General features: G+C 43.4%; 21 protein-coding genes. 20 read left to right on the forward strand and 1 reads right to left on the reverse strand.

Annotated elements, in window-relative coordinates; all coding sequences use genetic code 11:
• Nucleotides 1-569: 569 nt before the first annotated feature.
• Nucleotides 570-1,379: a flagellin N-terminal helical domain-containing protein gene (locus GFC28_RS14655; RefSeq protein ID WP_044746273.1), complete on the reverse strand. Its 810-nt coding sequence runs from the start codon at nucleotides 1,377-1,379 to the stop codon at nucleotides 570-572.
• 132 nt (nucleotides 1,380-1,511) lie between these two features.
• Here GFC28_RS14655 and flaG point away from each other — a divergent pair, with 132 nt between their 5' ends.
• The 20 genes from flaG (at nucleotide 1,512) to GFC28_RS14755 (ending at nucleotide 21,195) form a co-directional block, all read left to right on the forward strand.
• A complete protein-coding gene (flaG, locus tag GFC28_RS14660) occupies nucleotides 1,512-1,862 on the forward strand; it encodes a flagellar protein FlaG (protein ID WP_044746272.1) in 351 nt (116 codons plus the stop codon).
• A 15-nt stretch (nucleotides 1,863-1,877) separates the two neighbouring features.
• The gene (locus GFC28_RS14665; RefSeq protein ID WP_044746271.1) at nucleotides 1,878-3,443 is read left to right on the forward strand and encodes a flagellar hook-associated protein 2; all 1,566 of its coding nucleotides are present in this window, start codon (nucleotides 1,878-1,880) and stop codon (nucleotides 3,441-3,443) included.
• A gap of 22 nt (nucleotides 3,444-3,465) precedes the next feature.
• Nucleotides 3,466-3,864 (forward strand): flagellar export chaperone FliS, encoded by a 399-nt coding sequence (gene fliS, locus GFC28_RS14670; RefSeq protein WP_044746270.1) that lies wholly within the window; start codon nucleotides 3,466-3,468, stop codon nucleotides 3,862-3,864.
• Nucleotides 3,864-4,217, forward strand: coding sequence for a flagellar protein FliT (locus GFC28_RS14675; RefSeq protein WP_044746269.1), 354 nt, complete (start codon nucleotides 3,864-3,866; stop codon nucleotides 4,215-4,217). The genes fliS and GFC28_RS14675 overlap by 1 nt, the downstream gene beginning before the upstream one ends.
• A gap of 75 nt (nucleotides 4,218-4,292) precedes the next feature.
• The gene (locus GFC28_RS14680; RefSeq protein ID WP_052661024.1) at nucleotides 4,293-4,553 is read left to right on the forward strand and encodes a DUF8042 domain-containing protein; all 261 of its coding nucleotides are present in this window, start codon (nucleotides 4,293-4,295) and stop codon (nucleotides 4,551-4,553) included.
• Nucleotides 4,554-4,556: 3 nt separating this feature from the next.
• Nucleotides 4,557-4,778, forward strand: coding sequence for a hypothetical protein (locus GFC28_RS14685; protein WP_044746268.1), 222 nt, complete (start codon nucleotides 4,557-4,559; stop codon nucleotides 4,776-4,778).
• Nucleotides 4,779-4,911: 133 nt separating this feature from the next.
• Nucleotides 4,912-5,466: a ribosome hibernation-promoting factor, HPF/YfiA family gene (gene hpf, locus GFC28_RS14690; RefSeq protein ID WP_044746267.1), complete on the forward strand. Its 555-nt coding sequence runs from the start codon at nucleotides 4,912-4,914 to the stop codon at nucleotides 5,464-5,466.
• Between the two features lie 68 nt (nucleotides 5,467-5,534).
• Nucleotides 5,535-6,008 carry a hypothetical protein gene (locus GFC28_RS14695; protein ID WP_044746266.1) on the forward strand — a complete coding sequence of 158 codons (474 nt, stop codon included), beginning with the start codon at nucleotides 5,535-5,537 and terminating at the stop codon, nucleotides 6,006-6,008.
• 139 nt (nucleotides 6,009-6,147) lie between these two features.
• On the forward strand, nucleotides 6,148-8,661 hold the full coding sequence (gene secA / locus GFC28_RS14700) for a preprotein translocase subunit SecA (protein ID WP_044746265.1): 2,514 nt from the start codon (nucleotides 6,148-6,150) through the stop codon (nucleotides 8,659-8,661).
• Between the two features lie 90 nt (nucleotides 8,662-8,751).
• Nucleotides 8,752-9,856, forward strand: a protein-coding gene (prfB, locus tag GFC28_RS14705; RefSeq protein ID WP_369815562.1) for a peptide chain release factor 2 whose coding sequence is annotated in 2 segments (ribosomal slippage) — nucleotides 8,752-8,826 and nucleotides 8,828-9,856 — 1,104 coding nt in all. Because the reading frame shifts where the segments join, the coding sequence is not laid out codon by codon here.
• Between the two features lie 312 nt (nucleotides 9,857-10,168).
• Nucleotides 10,169-11,038: a YitT family protein gene (locus tag GFC28_RS14710; RefSeq protein ID WP_044746299.1), complete on the forward strand. Its 870-nt coding sequence runs from the start codon at nucleotides 10,169-10,171 to the stop codon at nucleotides 11,036-11,038.
• A 60-nt stretch (nucleotides 11,039-11,098) separates the two neighbouring features.
• Nucleotides 11,099-11,428: a cytochrome c551 gene (gene cccB / locus GFC28_RS14715; protein WP_044746264.1), complete on the forward strand. Its 330-nt coding sequence runs from the start codon at nucleotides 11,099-11,101 to the stop codon at nucleotides 11,426-11,428.
• A gap of 191 nt (nucleotides 11,429-11,619) precedes the next feature.
• On the forward strand, nucleotides 11,620-12,306 hold the full coding sequence (gene ftsE, locus GFC28_RS14720) for a cell division ATP-binding protein FtsE (RefSeq protein ID WP_044746263.1): 687 nt from the start codon (nucleotides 11,620-11,622) through the stop codon (nucleotides 12,304-12,306).
• Nucleotides 12,296-13,189, forward strand: coding sequence for a permease-like cell division protein FtsX (gene ftsX / locus GFC28_RS14725; RefSeq protein ID WP_044746262.1), 894 nt, complete (start codon nucleotides 12,296-12,298; stop codon nucleotides 13,187-13,189). The genes ftsE and ftsX overlap by 11 nt, the downstream gene beginning before the upstream one ends.
• 31 nt (nucleotides 13,190-13,220) lie before the next feature.
• Nucleotides 13,221-14,510, forward strand: coding sequence for a murein hydrolase activator EnvC family protein (locus GFC28_RS14730; protein ID WP_044746261.1), 1,290 nt, complete (start codon nucleotides 13,221-13,223; stop codon nucleotides 14,508-14,510).
• 1,134 nt (nucleotides 14,511-15,644) lie between these two features.
• The gene (gene ahpC, locus GFC28_RS14735; protein ID WP_044746260.1) at nucleotides 15,645-16,208 is read left to right on the forward strand and encodes an alkyl hydroperoxide reductase subunit C; all 564 of its coding nucleotides are present in this window, start codon (nucleotides 15,645-15,647) and stop codon (nucleotides 16,206-16,208) included.
• Between the two features lie 14 nt (nucleotides 16,209-16,222).
• A complete protein-coding gene (gene ahpF, locus GFC28_RS14740; protein ID WP_044746259.1) occupies nucleotides 16,223-17,752 on the forward strand; it encodes an alkyl hydroperoxide reductase subunit F in 1,530 nt (509 codons plus the stop codon).
• An 810-nt stretch (nucleotides 17,753-18,562) separates the two neighbouring features.
• Nucleotides 18,563-18,988 (forward strand): MerR family transcriptional regulator, encoded by a 426-nt coding sequence (locus tag GFC28_RS14745; protein ID WP_231883383.1) that lies wholly within the window; start codon nucleotides 18,563-18,565, stop codon nucleotides 18,986-18,988.
• Nucleotides 18,989-19,112: 124 nt separating this feature from the next.
• Nucleotides 19,113-19,799, forward strand: a complete 687-nt coding sequence (locus GFC28_RS14750) for a zinc metallopeptidase (RefSeq protein WP_044741479.1) — start codon at nucleotides 19,113-19,115, stop codon at nucleotides 19,797-19,799.
• A gap of 61 nt (nucleotides 19,800-19,860) precedes the next feature.
• Complete coding sequence (locus tag GFC28_RS14755; protein WP_044741478.1) at nucleotides 19,861-21,195, forward strand: hemolysin family protein; 1,335 nt, start codon at nucleotides 19,861-19,863, stop codon at nucleotides 21,193-21,195.
• Nucleotides 21,196-21,389: the final 194 nt, after the last annotated feature.

Consider the following 21,389-nt stretch of genomic DNA (forward strand, 5'->3'; position numbering starts at 1 on the left):
TAAAGGTTAATGTTACTTTATTCACCAATTATTTTTAGTCAGTTAAAGTAATTCGTTATGTTAATTTTCCACTCTGAATCTATGCAGACTAGTAATATCATAGCTTGATAATCAAAAATGCACCAAATGGAGAATAAGAGTATTTGTTTAACAGAGTATTTATGCCATGTTACTTGATATAGATCCTTCATAGCCAATGATTCTATGTGAAAGGACAATTCATATCATTTTTCAGACAAGAGAGCCTACCGTGACCGTTACTCTATATTAAGTTATCATGATGCAGAAAAAAGATGTATACGCTTAATGGTTAAGCTATACATTCGATTTATCTAACAATTCAAAGTATTTTAAGCATATAGAATATTATGAATGTAAACGAAATAAAGAAAAGGCACGAGCTATATAAAATCAAGATTGATTTGTCAATATATAAATTGCTTCAACAACTCTTTGGTCTTATTGAAACATCTTACTTATATAGATTTTTATATCGAACTCATGCCTACATAACCTAATTTTTTAATTTTTTTGACTGCCCAGTTGTTTAGGGCAGTCTTTTTTATTTGTTAATATAATAGCTTTAATATCTCCTCCGTATTACGATTGACATGAGAAATGAGCAAATAATCACCTTGCTGCCGGATGGATCCGCTTATGTAGTTCATCATTTCACGAGCAACATTAGTGTCTCTGAGCAGAGATTCCGATGTAGTTAGGTTCACTTCTTTTAACATGGCATTGTTTAAATGATGTTCAATGGCTTCATAGTCGGAACCGATATTAGTTAAATGGAAAGTTAAGTTTTTCAATGCTTTGTCCACTTTGGTAATAAGCTGTTCAGCATCCGCTCTTGTTAGTAAATTAGCTCCATTAATTCCAAGACTTTCTGTATCCATCTTCACCATGTCGACTGAGATGATTTGTCCCGGGTTTGCTCCAACTTGTAGAATGAGTGGCCGATTTTCGCCAAGGATTTTTTGGGTATTAAATTCAAGTTTGCTAGCCGTATCATCGATTGCTTGCAACAACTGCTCTAATTCCTGCTGGCTTGCATTATGGTCATCTGCATTTAGCGTATCACTAGCATTTTGTACAGCCAGTTCCCGAATTCTTTGCAAAAGATGGCTAACATTCATCAATCCTTCTTCGGCAGATTTTAGAACGGAAAGCCCATCTTGCATATTTCGTTGTGATTGTGATAATCCCCTAATTTGTGCCCTTAGTGTTTCGGAAATGCTTAATCCTGCAGCGTTATCGCTCGATTGCTGAATACCTAATCCGGAGGCCAGTTTGTCTAAAGTTTTAGAAAGGCTTGTGATATTGCTTTGATAACGATGAATGGAAAAAGCAATCATGGAATGATTTTGTATTTGCATATACTCACCTCCCCCCTTTACTTGTACATTTTTTATATCGACATTTTTTTAACAAAACTAAATACATCTCTTTAAAGATTCTTAATGTCACCGATATAAAAAGTAAAGAAAGTGATCTAGGAGGAAATAGGAATGAAAATCATAAATTCATCGTCAGTCAGAGACATTTCGATATTAAAGTCTTCTAATGAAAGCGAGTCTTTGACGATGGAAAAAGTGATGATAGAACCAGCAGGACAGGACGAGGATACGAGAATATCAAAAGAAAGGTTAGAAGAAATTGCGGGAAAACTAAATGAATTTTTAGGAGATCACAATCGTTCTATTAAATTTGTTTTGCATGATGAACTTAAGGAATATTATGTGCAAATCATTAATTCTGAAACGAAAGAAGTTGTCAAAGAAATTCCTCCTAAGAAATTGCTCGACGCTTTTTATACGATGAAGAAGTTTTTGGGAATGGTTATTGATGAGAAAATTTAAAAGGAGACGATAGAAATGTCAACCATGAGAATTGGCGGATTAGCCAGCGGCATGGATATTGATCAGCTTGTAGGAGATTTAATGAAAGCGGAAAGAATCCCTCTTGATAAATTATATCAGCAAAAACAAACCTTCGAATGGCAACGTGATGCCTATCGTGATGTGAATAAAAAGTTAGCTGACTTCGATACGTATTTATTTAATAACTTTGGTTTGGTAAGTAGCGTTTATCAAAAAAGTACCACATCTTCTAATGAACAGGCGGTAGCTGTAAAAGCGTCAGGTTCAGCCTATGATGCAACGAATACGATAAGCGTCTCTAGACTTGCTAAAGCTGCTTCAGGTGTGTCCCAAGCAGTTGCAGGTGCGAAATCTAATACAACTCTAGGGGAAAAAGGTCTAACTGCTGATACTACGATTACGATTGCTGCCCTCCAAGCTGATGGAACGTATAGAGAAGAAGCGGTCACGTTTAAGCCGACTGATACATTTGCAGATGTAGCTAAAAAACTAAATCAGTCTGGGTTAAATATTAATGCTATTTTTGACGATGGCTCAGGAAAATTGGGCATCTCTACTCGAACAACAGGAACCGTTGATACGACCACTATCGATAAAGCGGAAGTTTATGTAAAATCAGCCATTGGAGATGATATTTTCTCCACTATTTTTGGATTTGGTACAGGCAACGATCAAGATGGCACCCCTGATGTTACGGCACTAGCGAATGGCGGTCAAAATGCTAAGTTTACTCTAAATGGATTAGAAATGGAAAGGCAAACAAACACGTTTACCATCAATGGAATCCAATATACATTGAAATCAGAGACGACGACACCGGTTATCATTACATCACAAACAGATGTTGATGGAATGATCGCAAAGATAGAGGATTTTGTAAATAAATATAACGAACTGATTAGTTCCCTAAACGATAAAATCCGTGAAAAGCGTTACCGGGATTATCCGCCGCTTACAGACGAACAGAAAAAAGATATGACCGAAAAACAAATTGAGTTATGGGAAGAAAAAGCAAAGAGTGGATTACTGCGTAATGATTCGATTATTTCTAATGGATTATCGCAAATGAGACGTGATTTGTATAGCAAGGTTGATGGTATTGGCACGAATGTGATTGACACGATTTCTGAATTGGGGATTACAACTACAAATGAAATTACAAATGGCGGTCAACTTGTTATAGATCGTGATAAACTAAGAGCAGCATTAGAAAATGATCCAGATAAAGTTGTGAAAATATTGACACAAAGTGGTCAAGTGACAAAAGATGCAAGTGGTCAAGTGGTTTCCGATACACGAGGCATTGTCCAGCGTCTTCGTGATTCTATAAAAGGAATGACGCAAAATATTGAGAAAAAAGCTGGGAAACCTACTTTGACTGAAAATCAATATTCAATAGGTGTACAATTGAAGGATGTTGAAAATCGAATTTCTGATTTTCAGCGGCGTTTAGAAGATATTGAAGCTAGATATTGGAAGCAATTTACTGCTATGGAGCAGGCTGTGCAAAAAGCAAATCAACAATCGGCGTTTTTGATGGGACAATTTGGAGGAAATTAAATAATAAAGAGGGTGCTAGTACGTGGTTAACCAACAACTCCACCAGATATATCAGCAAAATAGTGTAAGTACTGCTTCGCCAGGTGAATTAACATTGATGCTTTACAATGGTTGTTTGAAGTTTTTAAACAAAGGGAAACAAGCAATCAAAGAGAACAATATTCAGGAGAGAAATATCAATTTACAAAAGGCGCAAAGAATTATTCAGGAGCTTATGGTAACACTGGATCAGAAATATGAGGTGGCTCATCAGATGATGGCCATGTATGAATATATGAATCGTCGCTTGGTTGAAGCAAACGTTACAAATAATATTGCCATTGTGGAAGAAGTAGAAGGATTTATGACAGAATTCCGTGATGTATGGAAGGAAGTTATTCGATTAAATCGTCAAAAGCAATTTAAAGGAGATCAAGCCTAATGGATTTAGTAGAACAGCTTATGTCATGCTCTAAAAAATTGCTGGCTGTTCTTGAAAATCCAAATAGTGATCGTGACCAGCAAGTGGATAAAGTAGTGGAATTGTTAAATGAAAGAGAAGAAATCATTGTTAGATTGAAGGGACAAACTGATGCGAAGCTGAAAAAGCGTCCACAAATAATGGAAATTTTACAAATGGAACAAGATATTCAGAAAAAAATTCATCATTTATACGAACAAATAAAAAATGATTTAAAGAGATGGAATGGACAGAAGCGTTTGCAGAATGCGTATAATAGACCCTTTTCTCATGTTGAAACATATGATGGACGTTTTTACGATAAAAGAAAATAAAATTTAACTAAATTTACATTTATTGTATTATTTTGGGATTTCTCTCACCATTACGAACGCACACAAGGCGACGCGGTGCTAGCCGATCTTTTTACCGCGCTTGGCCGCATTCATGATGTCAACGAGCGGCTGCTCTCCCGCTTTTTTGCGGAGAATGCCGCCATCATGGCGGAGATCCGCCGGTTTTCCGCCGTTGAGGACGAGGCATGGAAGCTGGATGGAAAGCTGCAGGATGCCAATGTGAAGCAGCAGCTTGTCGAGACGCGCTTAGCTCCTGCGTTTGAAGCGTGGAAAGCCAGCATGCTGACGCATTTGCGCCCATATGTGGAGCAATAATTGATGCTTTTGCTACGTGAAACCATCGAAGGAGCAGTGGCGAAAGCGATCAGTGCGGAAGCACCGTTCTGTAATGTCAGCATGCCTTTTGGCAAGCAGGCCGCAGAAAAGATGAATCCATCTGTACTAAACCGTTCTCTAGCTGAGTGGAGGGCGGTTTTTTATTTGCATGGAATCAGAGTTCGCTTGATTTCAAACAAGGCTGGCATAAAGGGGCGAGAATAAGAGTAAATATTACCATAATATCCATTTGATTTTTCACAAAATTTTCAAAAAATATTCGACGTTTGAAGAAGGATTTTGTAGGGGATTGTAGAACTATACACATAACCCTTTATTAAAGGAGGCTTTTGCACATATGAAGTACAACATTCGCGGTGAGAATCTGGAAGTTACGCAAGCCTTAAAAGACTACGCTGAGAAAAAGCTCGGCAAATTGGAACGCTATTTTGACGCAACGGAAGAAGTGATAGTCAATGTGAACTTAAAAGTATATAACGATAAACAAGCGAAAGTAGAGGTGACGATCCCGATGCCGCAACTGGTGCTGCGCGCAGAGGAGCGGCATGAGGATATGTATGCGGCGCTTGATTTGGTGACAGACAAATTGGAGCGGCAGATTCGGAAGCACAAGACGAAAGTGAACCGAAAATGGCGCGAAAAAGAAGCGAAGCATGTATTTGCCGGCAACGATGTTCCGGTGGCAACTGAACCAGCAGAGGAAGAGGAATGGGATTTTGAGCTCGTGCGCACCAAACGGTTTAGCTTGAAGCCGATGGACAGCGAGGAAGCGATTTTGCAAATGAATATGCTCGGCCATAGCTTTTTCGTCTTTACCAACGCGGAGACGAACCGCACCAACATTGTCTACCGCCGCAAAGACGGAAGATACGGTTTAATTGAAGCGAATTAATCTTCATCCCCTGCCTTTTGAAGGCGGGGGATGTTATAATGTATTAGGAGAAAGGAGGTGAGTAAAAGATGGAAGAGATGTTAAAGCAAATTTTGCTTAAATTGGATAAGATGGAAACGAATGCGGAACAATTTCAAGAAGAAGTTCGCCAGCGATTGGATCAAGTGGACAAGCGTTTTGCGCAAATGGATGAGCGGTTTGTCCAAATCGACGAACGCTTCTCTCAAATCAATGAACGCTTCACCAATCTGGAAGCTCGTTTAGACCATCTGGAGAGTGAGATGGCAGAAGTGAAAGAGCGCCTCGGTCACCTTGAAAGCGACATGGTTGAGGTGAAACAACGGCTCGAGCAGGTCGAAGGGAAGATAGGCAAGGTAAAAGAAGCGGTGTTCCCCCAAGAACCTCAAGTCGCTGACGATGTGTATGCGCTGTTGAAAAACATCCATAAGAAAATCGAGGAAAAAGGGTTTGAAATCTATGCGCTCAACAAACGGCTGTTGCATGTCGAAGGAGCGATTGAACAAATCCAATCGCAAACGTAACGAGCGGTTCCAGCTAGAAGGCTGGCTTTTCTTTTTTCCCTCCTCTCTTCTCCATCGATCCCCGCGTTTGAGTTGTCACCTATTCCTGTAAATGATATCATGTAAATTAGTGATTCTATCTGAATAAGGGGCGTTATATATGCTAGGAGTATTAAAAAAGGTGTTTGATTCAAATAAACGCCAGATTCAACGCTTGGAAAAAATTGCAGAGCAGGTGGATGCGCTCAGTGCCGATATGGCCAAGCTTTCTGATGAAGAGCTGCGCCAAAAAACGGAGCAGTTTAAAGCGCGCTACCAGCAAGGCGAGTCGCTTGATGATTTGTTGGTCGAAGCTTTTGCGGTTGTGCGCGAGGGAGCGAAGCGCGTCCTTGGGCTTTATCCATATAAAGTGCAAATTATGGGCGGTGTTGTGCTTCATGAAGGCAATATCGCTGAGATGAAAACAGGGGAAGGGAAAACGCTGACGGCCACGATGCCGGTCTATTTGAACGCGTTGACAGGAAAAGGCGTTCATGTCGTGACGGTCAACGAATATTTGGCCAGCCGCGACGCGACGGAAATGGGTCGCCTGTATGAGTTTTTAGGCTTAACGGTCGGTTTGAATTTGACAGGCTTGTCACGCGAGGAGAAGCAGGCCGCGTACCAAGCGGATATTACGTATGGAACGAACAATGAATTCGGCTTTGATTATTTGCGCGATAACATGGTGCTCTACAAGGAGCATATGGTGCAGCGTCCGCTTCATTTTGCCGTGATTGACGAGGTCGACTCGATTTTAATCGATGAGGCGCGAACGCCGCTTATTATCTCTGGTACCGCGCAAAAGTCGACGAAGCTGTATATTCAGGCGAACGCGTTTGTTCGTACGCTCAAGCGGGATACGGACTACACGTATGATGAAAAAACAAAAAGCGTGCAGCTGACAGAAGAAGGGATTACGAAAGCGGAGCGCGCGTTTGGCATCGATAACTTATTTGACTTAAAGCATGTGACGCTGAACCATCACATTAATCAGGCGTTAAAAGCGCATGTGACGATGCAGCGCGATGTCGATTATGTCGTGGAAGAAGGAAAGGTCGTCATCGTTGATCCGTTCACAGGTCGTTTAATGAGAGGCCGGCGTTATAGCGATGGCTTGCATCAAGCGATCGAAGCGAAGGAAGGTCTGGAGATTCAAAACGAATCGATGACGTTGGCGACGATTACGTTCCAAAACTATTTCCGCATGTATGAAAAATTAGCGGGAATGACAGGAACAGCGAAGACAGAGGAAGAAGAATTCCGCAACATTTACAATATGCAGGTGGTTGTCATTCCAACCAATAAACCGGTCATTCGCGAAGATCGCCCGGATTTAATTTATAAAACGATGGAAGGCAAATTCCGCGCGGTCGTCGAGGATATTGCCGAGCGCCATGCGAAGGGGCAGCCGGTGCTTGTCGGTACGGTTGCGATCGAGACCTCTGAGCTGATTTCAAGCATGCTGAAGAAACGAGGCATTCCGCATAATGTGCTGAACGCGAAAAACCATGCAAAAGAGGCGGAGATTATTGCGCAAGCTGGACAAAAAGGCGCGGTGACGATCGCCACAAACATGGCAGGGCGCGGAACGGACATTAAGCTTGGCGAAGGGGTGACCGATCTTGGCGGATTGGCGGTCATCGGTACGGAACGGCACGAAAGCCGCCGGATTGATAACCAGCTGCGCGGACGTTCAGGACGTCAAGGAGATCCTGGAGTATCGCAATTTTACTTGTCATTGGAAGACGAGTTGATGCGCCGCTTCGGCTCGGAAAATTTAATGGCGATGATGGATCGCTTCGGCATGGACGATTCCCAGCCGATTCAAAGCAAAATGGTGACAAGAGCGGTTGAGTCGGCGCAGAAACGCGTGGAGGGCAATAACTTTGACGCGCGGAAGCAGCTGTTGCAATATGATGATGTATTGCGCGAGCAGCGGGAAATTATTTACCGCCAGCGCTTTGAGGTGCTGGATTCCGAAAATCTGCGTAGCATTGTTGAAAAGATGATCCAATCGGTCATCGAACGAGTGGTGACGACGCATGCGCCAAGTGAAGAGCTTCCGGAAGATTGGGATTTGAAAGGCATTCTGGATTACGTCCATGCCAACCTGCTTCCAGAGGGAGATGTGGCCGTCAGCGATTTGCGCGGCAAAGAACCGGAAGAAATGATCGAAGTGATTTGGCAAAAGGTCAAAGCGCGCTATGATGAAAAAGAACAGCAAATCGATCCGGAGCAAATGCGCGAATTTGAGCGCGTGATCGTGCTTCGCGCGGTCGATATGAAGTGGATGGATCATATTGATGCGATGGAGCAATTGCGACAAGGCATTCATCTGCGGGCATATGGACAAATCGATCCGCTTCGCGAATATCAAATGGAAGGCTATGCGATGTTTGACGCCATGATTGCTTCCATTGAAGAAGAAGTGGCAAAATATATCATGAAAGCGGAAATCCACAGCAACCTTGAGCGCCAAGAAGTGGCGAAGGGAGAAGCCGTTCATCCAAAAGAAGATGAAGGGGAAGTGAAGCGCAAGCCGGTTCGCAAAGCGGTGGACATTGGCCGCAATGATCCGTGCATTTGCGGCAGCGGCAAGAAATATAAAAACTGCTGCGGGAAAAACGCGTAAATCAAAGTGAGGGGGGCAGCCTCTCGCTTTGATTTTGCCCTGTAACAGATAGGAAATATAGGGAGTAAACTAGTAATGAGGTGAACAGCGATGATTGATTTAGTGGAAGTAAAGCAAGACTTGGAGAAAATGGCTAAGCGATTAGCGGATATTAGGGGGTCTCTTTGACCTTGATGTGAAGGAGGCGCGCATTCGCGAACTGGAGGAGCAAATGGCTGCGCCCAATTTCTGGGATGATCAAAAGGAAGCGCAGACGGTGATTAGCGAGGCGAATGCACTGAAGGATCTCGTCGGCGCCTTTCATCAACTAGAAGAGCGGTTTGAAAATTTAGAGCTGACCTATGAGCTTGTCAAAGAAGAGCCGGATGAAGATTTGCAGCAGGAGCTTGTTGCCGAAGCGAAAAAGCTGACAAAGGATTTTAGCGAATTTGAGCTGCAGCTGTTGCTGAATGAGCCGTATGATAAAAACAATGCCATTTTGGAGCTTCATCCGGGCGCGGGCGGAACGGAGTCGCAAGACTGGGGCTCCATGCTGCTTCGCATGTATACAAGATGGGCAGAGAAAAAAGGTTTTAAAGTAGAAACGCTGGATTATTTACCTGGCGAGGAAGCCGGAATTAAAAGCGTCACTCTGTTAATTAAAGGACATAACGCTTACGGCTATTTAAAGGCGGAAAAAGGCGTGCACCGTTTAGTGCGCATTTCCCCATTTGATGCTTCGGGCCGCCGCCACACATCGTTTGTGTCCTGCGAAGTGATGCCGGAGTTTAACGACGATATTGAAATTGAGATTCGTTCGGAAGACATTAAGGTCGACACGTACCGTTCAAGCGGCGCCGGCGGCCAGCATGTCAATACGACCGACTCGGCCGTGCGCATCACCCACATTCCGACAGGGCTTGTGGTGACGTGCCAATCCGAGCGTTCGCAAATTAAAAACCGCGAAAAAGCGATGAATATGCTCAAAGCGAAGCTATATCAAAAGAAATTAGAGGAGCAGCAGGCGGAGCTGGCGGAAATTCGCGGCGAGCAAAAAGAAATCGGCTGGGGCAGCCAAATTCGTTCCTATGTGTTCCATCCTTATTCGCTTGTGAAAGACCACCGTACGAATACAGAGGTAGGAAACGTACAAGCGGTGATGGACGGCGAAATTGATGCGTTTATTGACGCATACTTGCGTGCCAAGCTGAAATAAAAACGAGGCTTGAAGAGGAGAGACCATCCTTCTTCAAGCCTTTTTGCGCTTGGATTTGGATAGCGGACCAGATCGCGGTTGCTTACGATTGACAACGACGACTGACTGCTCTTCAGTTGGAGAAATCGCGAACCTTTCTTTCTGTGGCCGATTGCTTCATCTTCAAGCCGTATTTTCGATAGATTGGCTTTTATTGCGCAAACTATAAGGAAGCGGATGCGAAGATATTCTTTAATCCTTTATTGCGTTATTGGGCTGTCATTTACGAACGAAAATAGGCGTGCTATACTCTCATGGGGGGTTTTGAAGATGATGAAACAAGCAAAACGAATCGGTCAACGATTGCATCCTGCTGTTGCCATGATCGGTGAATATGTATACATTCTTATCGGTTCAGCGATCGTTGCGATCGCGTTTAATCTGTTTTTGCTGCCAAATCGCGTGGCTTCTGGAGGTGTCAGCGGCATTAGCACCATTTTGCATGCGACGTTTGGCTGGCAGCCTGCTTATGTGCAATGGGCGTTTAATATCCCGCTATTTATTGCCGGGGTTGTGTTTTTAGGACGGCAATTTGGCGTGAAAACGCTCGTGGGAACGGTCTTTTTGCCGCTCGTTGTCTATTTGACGAAAGATGTCGAACCGGCCACTCACGATCCGTTGCTTGGCTCTTTATTCGGAGGCATTGGTGTCGGTGTCGGTTTGGGATTGGTGTTTCGTGGCAAAGCGTCGACAGGTGGAACCGATTTAGCCGCGCAAATTATTCATAAATTTACAGGTCTTTCCCTCGGTACATGCGTCATTCTGATCGACGGCTTGATTGTGTTGACAGCCGCCATTGTCTTTGATATTGAACGCGCGTTATATGCACTGATTGGTTTATTTGTTACAAGCAAAACGATTGATATCGTCCAAATCGGCTTTGGCTATTCCAAAATGGCGATGATTATCACGAATAAAGAAGAGGAAGTGCGGGCGGCTATTCTACATAAAATTAACCGCGGAGTGACGAAAATGTCCGGGTACGGCGGATATACAGAGCATGAGCGCCCTATTCTTATGTGCGTTGTTGAACAAACAGAATTCACGAAATTGAAACAATTAGTGAAAACCATTGATCCATCGGCGTTTGTCGTCATTATGGACGCGACCGAGGTGCTTGGCGAAGGATTCAAACGTGCGTAAGCGGCTGGAAAATCGGTTATAATAAGGCTGTCTGCAATTTGTTAGAGGGGGAGTTCGTCAATGAAAAAGAAATTAACCGTCTTATTGCTGGGCATGTCGTTCATGTTAGCTGCTTGTGGCGGGGGAAACGAAGCAACAGATAACAAAGATACACAGAACCAAGGATCCACCGCGTCAGCCGCAGAGGAGATTTTTAAACAAAACTGTGCAAGCTGTCATGGCGCTAACTTAGAAGGAGCAGTGGGGCCTAATTTACAAAAAGTGGGGAGTAAATATTCCCAAGACGAAATTAAGCAAATTATCGAAAAAGGTCAAGGCGGCATGCCTGGCGGCATTATTCAAGGGGACGACGCCGACAAAGTGGCCGAATGGCTCGCATCCAAAAAATAAAAAGAAAAGCAATCCGGCAGGCCTGCCGGATTGCTTTTTGTTTTAAACGTCACGGTTTTGAAACATAAATGTAAACAAAAAAGGAAGAGGGTCGTGTTATAATAGGTTTTGTGGAATTTTGTATAAATAGCGCGAGACCGCTCGAATAGTGGCATCATGGGCGATGACTCTATAAAAATAAGGTGATTAAAATGATTGAAATGAAAGATGTATATAAGACCTATCCAAACGGCGTCATTGCGCTAAATGGAATTAATGTCCGCATTAAGCAGGGGGAGTTTGTTTATGTCGTTGGTCCGAGCGGTGCTGGAAAGTCGACATTTATTAAAATGATGTACCGCGAGGAAAAGCCGACAAGCGGTTCGATTATGATTAACGGCGTCAACCTTGCTCATTTGAAGGACAACAAAGTGCCGATTTTGCGGCGGAATATTGGCGTGGTATTCCAGGACTTTAAATTGCTCCCTAAGCTAACGGTATATGAGAATGTAGCGTTTGCTTTGGAAGTAATTGAAGAATCGCCGAGACTGATTAAAAAGAAAGTAATGGAAGTATTGGATTTGGTCGGCTTAAAGCATAAAGCGCGGTTTTATCCCGATGAGCTTTCTGGCGGCGAGCAGCAGCGCGTGTCCATTGCGCGTTCGATTGTCAATTCGCCAAAGATTGTGATTGCGGACGAGCCGACAGGAAATTTGGATCCTGACAATTCTTGGGGAATTATGGAGATTTTCGAGACGATTAATGATCGTGGCACGACGATTGTGATGGCTACGCATAACCGTGAAATTGTCAATACGATTAAAAAGCGTGTCATTGCGATTGAAAGTGGAAAAATTGTCCGCGATGAGGCGAGGGGAGAGTATGGCTATGAGGTTTAATACCCTTCGGCGTCACATGCGGGAAAGCTTTAAAAGCATCGGACGCAACGGCTGGATGACGTTTGCCTCCATTAGTGCCGTCACGGTTACGCTTTTGCTTGTTGGCGTGTTTCTTGTCATCATGTTTAACATGAACCATTTTGCCAGCAAGATTGAAAATGATGTCGAGATTCGCGTCTATATCGATTTGACGGCGACAGAGCAAGATAAGCAGGCGTTAAAGGCGCAAATTGAGGCGGTTCCAGAGGTAAAAGAGGTGGAGTATTCCTCCAAAGAGCAGGAGTTGAAAAATCTTATTAAGAGCTTTGGTGAGGAGGGCTCGTCGTTCCGTTTGTTTGAACAAGATAACCCGCTGAGCGATGTTTATGTCGTGAAGGCGAAACAACCGGAAGATACGGTGAAAGCAGCAAAGAAAATTGAAACGTTTAAGTCTGTACATAAAGTGAAGTACGGGCAAGGTCAAGTGGAGAAATTGTTTAAAACTCTTGGCATTGCAAGGAATATTGGCTTAGGTTTAATTATTGGGTTGCTCTTTACGGCGATGTTTTTAATCTCCAATACGATTAAAATTACCATTTTTGCGCGTCGCCGTGAAATTGAGATTATGAGATTAGTAGGAGCCACGAACGGATTTATTCGCTGGCCATTTTTCCTTGAAGGGCTATGGCTCGGTGTAATGGGAGCGATTATTCCGATCGTGTTGATTTCGCTTGTTTACTATAACATTTATGAGTTTGCCAATCCGAAACTAACGGTTCCGTTTTTGCAGCTCCTTCCGTTTCATCCATTTATGTGGAAGATTAGCATTGTTTTGCTCATGCTGGGCGGATGTATTGGCGTGTGGGGAAGCATGATGTCTGTGCGCAGATTTTTAAAAGTTTAGTAGATCATAGAGGAGAAAGGGGAACGAAGTCGTGAAGCAAAAGGTGCTTTCATTAGCAGCAGCGGCCGTCATTGGCGCATCCAGTTTTTCTCCGTACTTAGTCGGTGCGGTAAGCAATCAGGAGATTCAACAAAAGCGCAATGCAATTAACAACATTCAATCAAAGCAATCGTCGATTCAAAACCAGATGAGCCAAGCCGATCAGGATATTACTCGCTTGCAATCCCAGCAGGAGAAACTGGCGGCAGAAATCAAAAAGCTTGATATGGCCGTATCAGAAACAAGCGGAAAAATTCGCGATCTATCTGCCACGATTGAAGATACGAAACAAGATATTCAAGTTTTGCAGCGGGAAATCGCAGAGGTGAAAGAGCGTATCGAAAAGCGGAATGAGCTGTTAAAGGAACGAGTCCGTTCTTTACAGCAAAGCGGCGGATTGGTCAGCTATCTTGATGTGCTGCTAGGGGCGCAAAGCTTTGGCGATTTTATCGATCGCATTAGCGCGGTAACAACCATCTTTGAAGCGGACAAGCAAATTATCGCAGAGCAGGAAGCGGATAAAAAGCTGAAGGAAGGCAAAGAAAATGAGTTGACGACTAAGCTTGCGTCGCTGCAAAGTGATTTGCAGAAACTTCAGCAGCTCAAACAACAGCTGAGCCAACAAATTAAGGAGAAAGACCAATTGATGGCACAGCTTGAGAAACAAGAGCAAGATGTTCACGAGAAAAAATTGGCGCTAGCGGAAGAACAAGAGGTGCTGAAAAAGCAAGAAGCAGCGATGAAGGCACAGCTTCAGCAGCTGTTGATCCAACAGCAGCAACAAGCCGCAAAAGCAAAATCAACGGCATCACAAACATCTAGTTCTTCAGGCTCGTCCTATGTTTCGGGCGGAGGAAGCGCAGGGGTGCCGGCTGTGACAAGCGGAGCGTTTATGAGACCGGCCAATGGCCCAGTTACGTCCGGCTTTGGCAGACGCGGCGGCGAGTTTCATGCTGGTGTCGATATTGGCAAGCGCGCGGCTGAAGTGCCTGTTGTGGCAGCAGCAGACGGATATGTATTTCGTTCCTATTATTCACAAAGCTACGGAAACGTTGTATTTATTACGCATGTCATTAATGGACAAGTGTATACGACCGTATACGCTCACTTAGAATCCCGTTTGGCTCATGAAGGACAAACGGTCAAAAAGGGCCAAATCATCGGGTATATGGGGAACACAGGCTGGTCAGAAGGAGCGCATCTTCATTTCGAATTGCACCGCGGTCCGTGGAATGCAGCGAAATCCAATGCTGTGAACCCACTAAGTTATGTTAATTTCTAAAATCTAAAATTTAAAAAAGCAGCATCAACATGCACAACTTGTCTGGATAGCCCTTTCAGCAAGTTGTGCATTTTTTATGAAGGGAGGATGACATGGCAAGGTTTCTGTATGAATGGTTCAATTGAATCAGTCCTTTTTTACTTATGAAACAGGATCATTGAATATCATTTGAGATTGTTTTAACATACCTATCAAGAAGTCTCCTACTTCTTCATTTGCGAGGGAGATACTAGCACCACGGCATAGAGAGGTAACTTGAGATGCGAAATATGGGGTTTTGCCTGGTTGATAATGGAACGATTCTTTGGGATTAGGCAGGTGAGTTTACTTCAGAAAGGGAAAAGAGTAAAATAAAGACGGACATGGCTTTTATATGGAATATTTTAGAATTTTATAGAGATTCGGTTTTGTCTCTTGCTATAACCGGATTCCGTTTTTCAGTAGACCGCACAGCATGAAACGGCAGATCTCTGATCAGGTGCCGATGATCTCCCGATGCTTCCATCTCTGTATGATGTCACATTGGCTCAGCAGCTTTGTCTTTCCGCTTGATTTGAAAAAACACTTTGATGATCGAATACTTCTTCGCTGAACGTTCTTTGCTTGTATGTTCTTATCATGATGGGGGCAAAATAAAAGTGTATGCTTTTGATTGGGCATATGCGATGATCGTTAAGTGAGCCAGCTCCTCAAGCAAGGAGTGTCACATATACTTGTGCAGGAAAGATCTAGCGATTGTTATCAATGGCTCAAAACACGCTTGGCTTCTCTTTACAAACCTATTAAAATCAGTAGCCATACGCAGAAATGTTTGAAAAGCGTGTCTTTTCGTCAATGTGGGAGCCGATCGTGACTCATTTAGAGGAAACGGTTGCTTATTCTCATTCAACATGGACCAAATGGCCGCTAAATGAGAAAGGATGATCAGCGGCGGAGCGCAGCATTAAGGCGAATGGCCGGTTTCTATCGTTTGATGTAGGGATAAAATCAAAATAAATTTGAATCACATCTATTGACAAATAGATACTATTATATGATAATAAATATCGGATTATAATTATTATAATTTACATAAATAGCTTGGGTGACAAGCTATGAATCATTCCAACACTATTTTTAGGAGGTAGATGAAAGATGTCTTTAATCGGCAAAGAGGTACAACCATTCCAAGCAAAAGCGTTCCATAACGGAGAGTTTATCGATGTGACAGAGCAAAACTTTAAAGGAAAATGGAGCGTTGTTTGCTTCTATCCAGCTGACTTTACATTCGTATGCCCTACAGAGCTTGAAGATTTACAAAATAACTACGCAACTTTAAAAGAGCTTGGTGTTGAAGTATATTCTGTTTCAACAGATACACATTTCACACATAAAGCATGGCATGATACATCTGAAACCATTAACAAAATCGAATACATTATGATTGGCGACCCTTCACAAAAACTATCTCGCATGTTTGATGTATTAGATGAAGAAGCAGGTCTTGCTCAACGCGGTACGTTCATTATTGATCCAGACGGTGTGATCCAAGCGGTTGAGATTAATGCTGACGGTATCGGCCGTGATGCAAGCACATTGATTAACAAAATTAAAGCTGCGCAATATGTTCGCAATAATCCTGGTGAAGTTTGCCCAGCTAAATGGCAAGAAGGATCAGCAACACTGAAACCAAGCCTTGATCTTGTAGGTAAAATTTAAGAGGGGATATCAACATGATATTGGATGCAGAAATAAAAGCACAGCTGGCCCAATATCTGCAATTGATGGAAGGAGACGTACTTCTTAAAGTCAGCGCGGGATCCGATAGCGTATCCCGCGATATGCTGGCTCTTGTGGATGAATTGGCCACCATGTCTCCTAAAATCAAAGTAGAGAACACACAGCTAGAGAGAACGCCAAGCTTTAGTGTGAATCGCATCGGCGAAGACACAGGGATCACATTTGCCGGCGTTCCATTGGGCCATGAGTTTACTTCATTGGTGTTGGCTCTACTCCAGACAAGTGGAAGACCTCCAAAAGTCGATCAGAAAGTAATTGAACGAATTAAAAACATAAAAGGCACCTATCATTTTGAATCTTATGTGAGCTTGACATGCCATAACTGCCCTGACGTTGTACAAGCCTTGAATTTAATGAGCATCCTGAATCCTGGCATTTCGCATACGATGATTGACGGTGCAGCGTTTAAGGATGAGGCAGAAAGCAAGGGGATTATGGCCGTTCCGACTGTATTCTTAAATGGAGAACTTTTTGGCAGCGGACGGATGTCGCTTGAAGAAATTCTTTCAAAGATAGGAAGCACTTTGGATGCCTCCGCTTTCGCTGAAAAAGAACCATTTGATGTGCTTGTTGTCGGTGGCGGTCCAGCTGGCGCAACGGCAGCGATTTATGCAGCGCGAAAAGGCATTCGCACGGGTATTGTAGCTGAACGCTTTGGGGGACAAATATTGGATACGTTGGGCATTGAGAACTTTATCAGTGTCAAATATACAGAAGGCCCTAAGCTTGCAGCGAGTCTTGAGGAGCATGTCAAACAGTATGATATCGATATCATGGATTCGCAGCGAGTGAAGCGCTTAGAAAAGAAAGATCTTATTGAAATCGAGCTTGAAAATGGCGCGGTTTTAAAAAGCAAGACAGTGGTTTTGGCAACAGGCGCTCGCTGGCGCAATCTTGGGGTGCCAGGTGAGGCTGAGTTCAAAAACAAAGGAGTGGCCTACTGCCCTCATTGCGACGGTCCGTTGTTTGAAGGAAAGCATGTGGCCGTTATTGGAGGCGGCAATTCCGGCGTAGAGGCAGCGATTGATCTTGCCGGTATTGTCAAGCATGTCACCGTCTTTGAATTTATGCCGGAATTAAAAGCTGATGCCGTTCTTCAAGAGCGCCTCTACAGTTTGCCTAATGTCACCGTTCTTAAGAACGTCCAAACAAAGGAAATTACCGGTACAGACCGAGTAAACGGCATTTCTTACATTGACCGCGAAACAGGTGAAGAGCATCACCTTGAATTACAAGGCGTATTCGTGCAGATTGGCCTTGTGCCAAATACCGATTGGTTAGAGGGAACTGTTGAGCGCAACCGCTTCGGCGAAATTATCGTCGATAAGCGAGGGGCTACGAACATCCCTGGCGTATTTGCGGCAGGCGACTGCACAGATAGTGCATATAAGCAGATCATTATTTCGATGGGATCAGGCGCGACCGCCGCTTTGGGCGCATTTGATTACCTCATTCGAAATTAATCAGTGATGTAGTGATGGTTACAGGTGATACGTAAACTCTTGGAAAGCCGCTTTCTGAATGGCATTGGAAAGCGGCTTTCTTTTTAATTTTAACATTCTTCAGTCGAGAAGTCTCCCACTTCTAAATCTTGCGAAGCTTGATGAAAGTGGGAGATGAATCGACTTCGGACAAGGACAGGCTTTTGCCTGTTCAATTGTCTGACCCTGTGGTAAAATAAACCTATGTCGTTCTTTCATAACTGGATATAGGAGGTTGCATGGAGAAAATAAAATGCGAAAACCAAGCGGATCCTTCCATGCGTAAAATATCCAAGGTACAAAAGAACTCCGAATTGTCGGACATCTAGGGTTGGAACGACCCGAAGTCACGCTCAGGGAGACGAAAGGCGGCTTTCGTCGTGGAACTGAGAAGCTCCCACTTCAAGCTTTAGCTAAGTGGTGAGTAGTTCACCAAAGCCTGCGGATCAAGTAAATCGCCTTTAAGAATTTGACGGCCAAAAGGTCTATTCCTCTCGATCTCCAAGAAGCACTTTCTAGATTAGCTCCCCGCCATGCATGATGGAGGAAATCGGCTTTCCTTATGCATAAAAATAGATGAATCTTTCCTCGCCATCCATTCGTATATATTCATAAAGTGAACTTGTATGTGAAATACAACTGAAAGATCCATGATTGGAAGAGAAAAGTTGATGAATCATGTTGTCTTCTATAAAAAAACTATACAGCATAACGTTTGACTGTATAGTTTTTGTAGGTACAATATGAATTAAAAGAATGAAAATCAATGAAAGGGGTGAATGTGTTGGGAAGTTGTTTAAAATTGGCGAGCTTGCGGAATTAGCAGGTGTATCGAAGCGGACGATTGATTATTATACACAGCTTGGCTTGCTTGAACCCCTTCGTTCGGAATCGAATTATCGTTATTACCCTGAAGAGAGTCTCGAATATTTGCGGCTGATCCATGTGTTAAAGAAACAAAATTTAACGCTGGAAGAAATCAAAGAACGCGTACAGACGATGAAGAATTTATCGTTTTCTGTAGAGGAAATTGCCAATAAGATTGAGCATCTTCAGGAGCAGATGAAGCAGATTCAAGAAGAAGTGTTGGAATTAAAACCGTTGCTGCAGCATCTCAATAAACAGCAGATGAAGCTGATGACCAAACCGTTAGCACAGCAAGGATATGGGTTGTTGCACGCATTAGCGATATTGCTTGGGGAGAACCCTTTTATTTAACCAACAAAAAAGGGTTGTATCCCTGAGGCCCCAGAGAGCATCATGCAGCAAAGCTTCCTATGAAGGCGGTACGGCAGGCCGGTTGAATAGATGTAAACACCATATGGCAGTAGGAGGGAAAATGATGTTATTTCATCCGATGGACATTTTTATCTTTTTAGCATTTGGATTGTCACTTTGGGCACAATTTAAAGTAAAAGGAACCTTCAACCAATGGGCGAAAGTGCCTGCGGGCTCTTCACTGACAGGAGCTGAAGTAGCAAGAAGAATTTTGGATTCTCAAGGCTTATATCATGTCCCCGTGGAGCCTGTGGCTGGCGCGTTGACAGATCATTATGATCCGTTATCCAAAACGGTTCGATTATCTGAGCCTGTTTATTATGGGCATTCGATTGCGGCTTTATCGGTGGCCGCTCATGAAGTCGGGCATGCTATTCAGCATCAGCAATCATACGGTGCGTTAGTTTGGCGTCATCGCATGTTTCCGCTGGTGAATTTTTCGTCCGGGATCGCTCCTTTTCTTTTATTGCTTGGATTTTTGCTTCATCAAACATCGCTTATTGGATTTGGGATCATCCTCTTCTCCGCGGCTGTAGCATTCCAGCTAATCACGCTGCCGGTAGAGTTTAATGCAAGCTCCCGCGCCAAACAATTGCTTCTTGCGCAAGGAATGATTGTTCATCAGGAAGAGCGAGGCGTGAAAAAAGTATTAAACGCTGCAGCGCTTACTTACGTAGCGGCTGCTTTGATCTCTGTTTTAGAGTTAATGAAGTTTGTCATGATTTTCTTTCAAGGAAATAATGAAGAATAAAGCTTATGGATTCAATGGACAGGAGGTGGGTTCTCTAGCTGCCTTCAGCTGGAGAGTTTAATTGGAAATAGTGAATTTATTGATGGTTGCCGTTTTAATTGCTTTAACGGCATTCTTTGTCGCCTCGGAGTTTGCGATTGTCAAAGTGCGCAGCACACGTATTGATCAGCTTGTAGCGGAAGGAAATAGGAGCGCGATCGCCGCAAAGCGCGTTATCAGCAATTTGGATGAATACTTGTCAGCCTGCCAGCTTGGCATCACCATTACCGCGTTAGGTCTCGGCTGGCTGGGCGAACCCACCGTCATGCATTTGCTTCATCCTTTGTTTGAAGAGATGCATATAAACGAATCGGTAGCTTCTATCCTTTCTTTTGTCATCGCCTTCTCCACCATTACATTTTTACACGTTGTGGTTGGTGAGTTAGCGCCTAAAACGCTGGCGATCCAAAAAGCCGAGACGATTACGCTGCTATGCTCCAAACCGTTAATTTTTTTCTACAAAGTGATGTACCCGTTTATTTGGGCGCTAAACGGATCCGCGCGGATGGTTACAGGGTTATTTGGCTTAAAGCCTGTGTCTGAGCATGAGGTAGCTCATTCTGAAGAGGAATTGCGGCTGATTTTATCAGAAAGCTATAAAAGCGGCGAGATTAATCCGTCTGAATATAAGTATGTCAATAACATTTTTGAGTTCGACAATCGCATTGCCAAAGAAATCATGGTGCCCCGCACAGAGATTGTTGCCTTTGATATAAACGATTCCATCATCGATCATTTTGAAATTATGAAGCAAGAAAAATATACACGCTATCCCGTGATGGACGGCGATAAGGACCATATTGTCGGCATGGTGAATATTAAAGAAATTTTAACGGATTGTATTCACAATCCTCAAGCCGCGGAAAAAAAGATCGATGACTATATTCGTCCGATCATCCAAGTGATTGAGTCCATTCCGATTCATGATTTGCTCGTTAAAATGCAGCGTGAACGGGTTCATATGGCCATTCTCATTGATGAATATGGCGGGACAGCGGGCCTTGTCACCGTTGAAGATATACTGGAAGAAATTGTAGGGGAGATCCAAGATGAGTTTGATGCCGATGAAGTCCCGAGAATTCGCAAAGTGAATGAACATACGATGATTGTGGAAGGAAAAGTGTTGATTGAAGATGTCAATGATTTGCTTGGAACACATATAGATGACACGGATGTGGATACGATTGGCGGCTGGATGTTAACAGAGAAATTTGATATTCAGCAAGGGAATACGTTGGCATTCGATGGTCATGAGTTTAAGGTTTTACAAATGGAGGGCCACAATATCCGATTAATTGAAATCAAGAAACTTGTGAAATCTTCTGCACGAACGGTGCGGGAGACAGTGGTTGAATGACCATGAATCAAGTGAAAAAGAAACGGCAGTTGGTGATCAAGCTGCCGTTTCTTTTTGGATCATGGGATAGGGCACATGAAGAGGCAGAGTCGCATACAGGAATATAAAACATGATGTGAAGCGACACATAGCGGAAAAAGCGGCAGACTCAGCCTTTATTCAAAGATAGATAAGCTTCTTCACATGGGCGGATT

It is taken from the genome of Anoxybacillus sp. B2M1 (genome assembly GCF_001634265.1).
GTDB lineage: Bacteria > Bacillota > Bacilli > Bacillales > Anoxybacillaceae > Anoxybacteroides > Anoxybacteroides rupiense.

Excerpts from the sequence above, each read along its gene's own strand:
- secA (WP_044746265.1), top strand. The coding sequence starts at position 6,148 with ATGCTAGGAGTATTAAAAAAGGTGTTTGATTCAAATAAACGCCAGATT.
- cccB (WP_044746264.1), top strand. The coding sequence starts at position 11,099 with ATGAAAAAGAAATTAACCGTCTTATTGCTGGGCATGTCGTTCATGTTA.
- flaG (WP_044746272.1), top strand. The coding sequence starts at position 1,512 with ATGAAAATCATAAATTCATCGTCAGTCAGAGACATTTCGATATTAAAG.
- GFC28_RS14665 (WP_044746271.1), top strand. The coding sequence starts at position 1,878 with ATGTCAACCATGAGAATTGGCGGATTAGCCAGCGGCATGGATATTGAT.
- hpf (WP_044746267.1), top strand. The coding sequence starts at position 4,912 with ATGAAGTACAACATTCGCGGTGAGAATCTGGAAGTTACGCAAGCCTTA.
- GFC28_RS14695 (WP_044746266.1), top strand. The coding sequence starts at position 5,535 with ATGGAAGAGATGTTAAAGCAAATTTTGCTTAAATTGGATAAGATGGAA.
- GFC28_RS14675 (WP_044746269.1), top strand. The coding sequence starts at position 3,864 with ATGGATTTAGTAGAACAGCTTATGTCATGCTCTAAAAAATTGCTGGCT.
- GFC28_RS14685 (WP_044746268.1), top strand. The coding sequence starts at position 4,557 with ATGCTTTTGCTACGTGAAACCATCGAAGGAGCAGTGGCGAAAGCGATC.
- GFC28_RS14710 (WP_044746299.1), top strand. The coding sequence starts at position 10,169 with ATGAAACAAGCAAAACGAATCGGTCAACGATTGCATCCTGCTGTTGCC.
- ahpF (WP_044746259.1), top strand. The coding sequence starts at position 16,223 with ATGATATTGGATGCAGAAATAAAAGCACAGCTGGCCCAATATCTGCAA.
- GFC28_RS14750 (WP_044741479.1), top strand. The coding sequence starts at position 19,113 with ATGTTATTTCATCCGATGGACATTTTTATCTTTTTAGCATTTGGATTG.
- GFC28_RS14655 (WP_044746273.1), bottom strand. The coding sequence starts at position 1,379 with ATGCAAATACAAAATCATTCCATGATTGCTTTTTCCATTCATCGTTAT.
- ahpC (WP_044746260.1), top strand. The coding sequence starts at position 15,645 with ATGTCTTTAATCGGCAAAGAGGTACAACCATTCCAAGCAAAAGCGTTC.
- ftsE (WP_044746263.1), top strand. The coding sequence starts at position 11,620 with ATGATTGAAATGAAAGATGTATATAAGACCTATCCAAACGGCGTCATT.
- ftsX (WP_044746262.1), top strand. The coding sequence starts at position 12,296 with ATGAGGTTTAATACCCTTCGGCGTCACATGCGGGAAAGCTTTAAAAGC.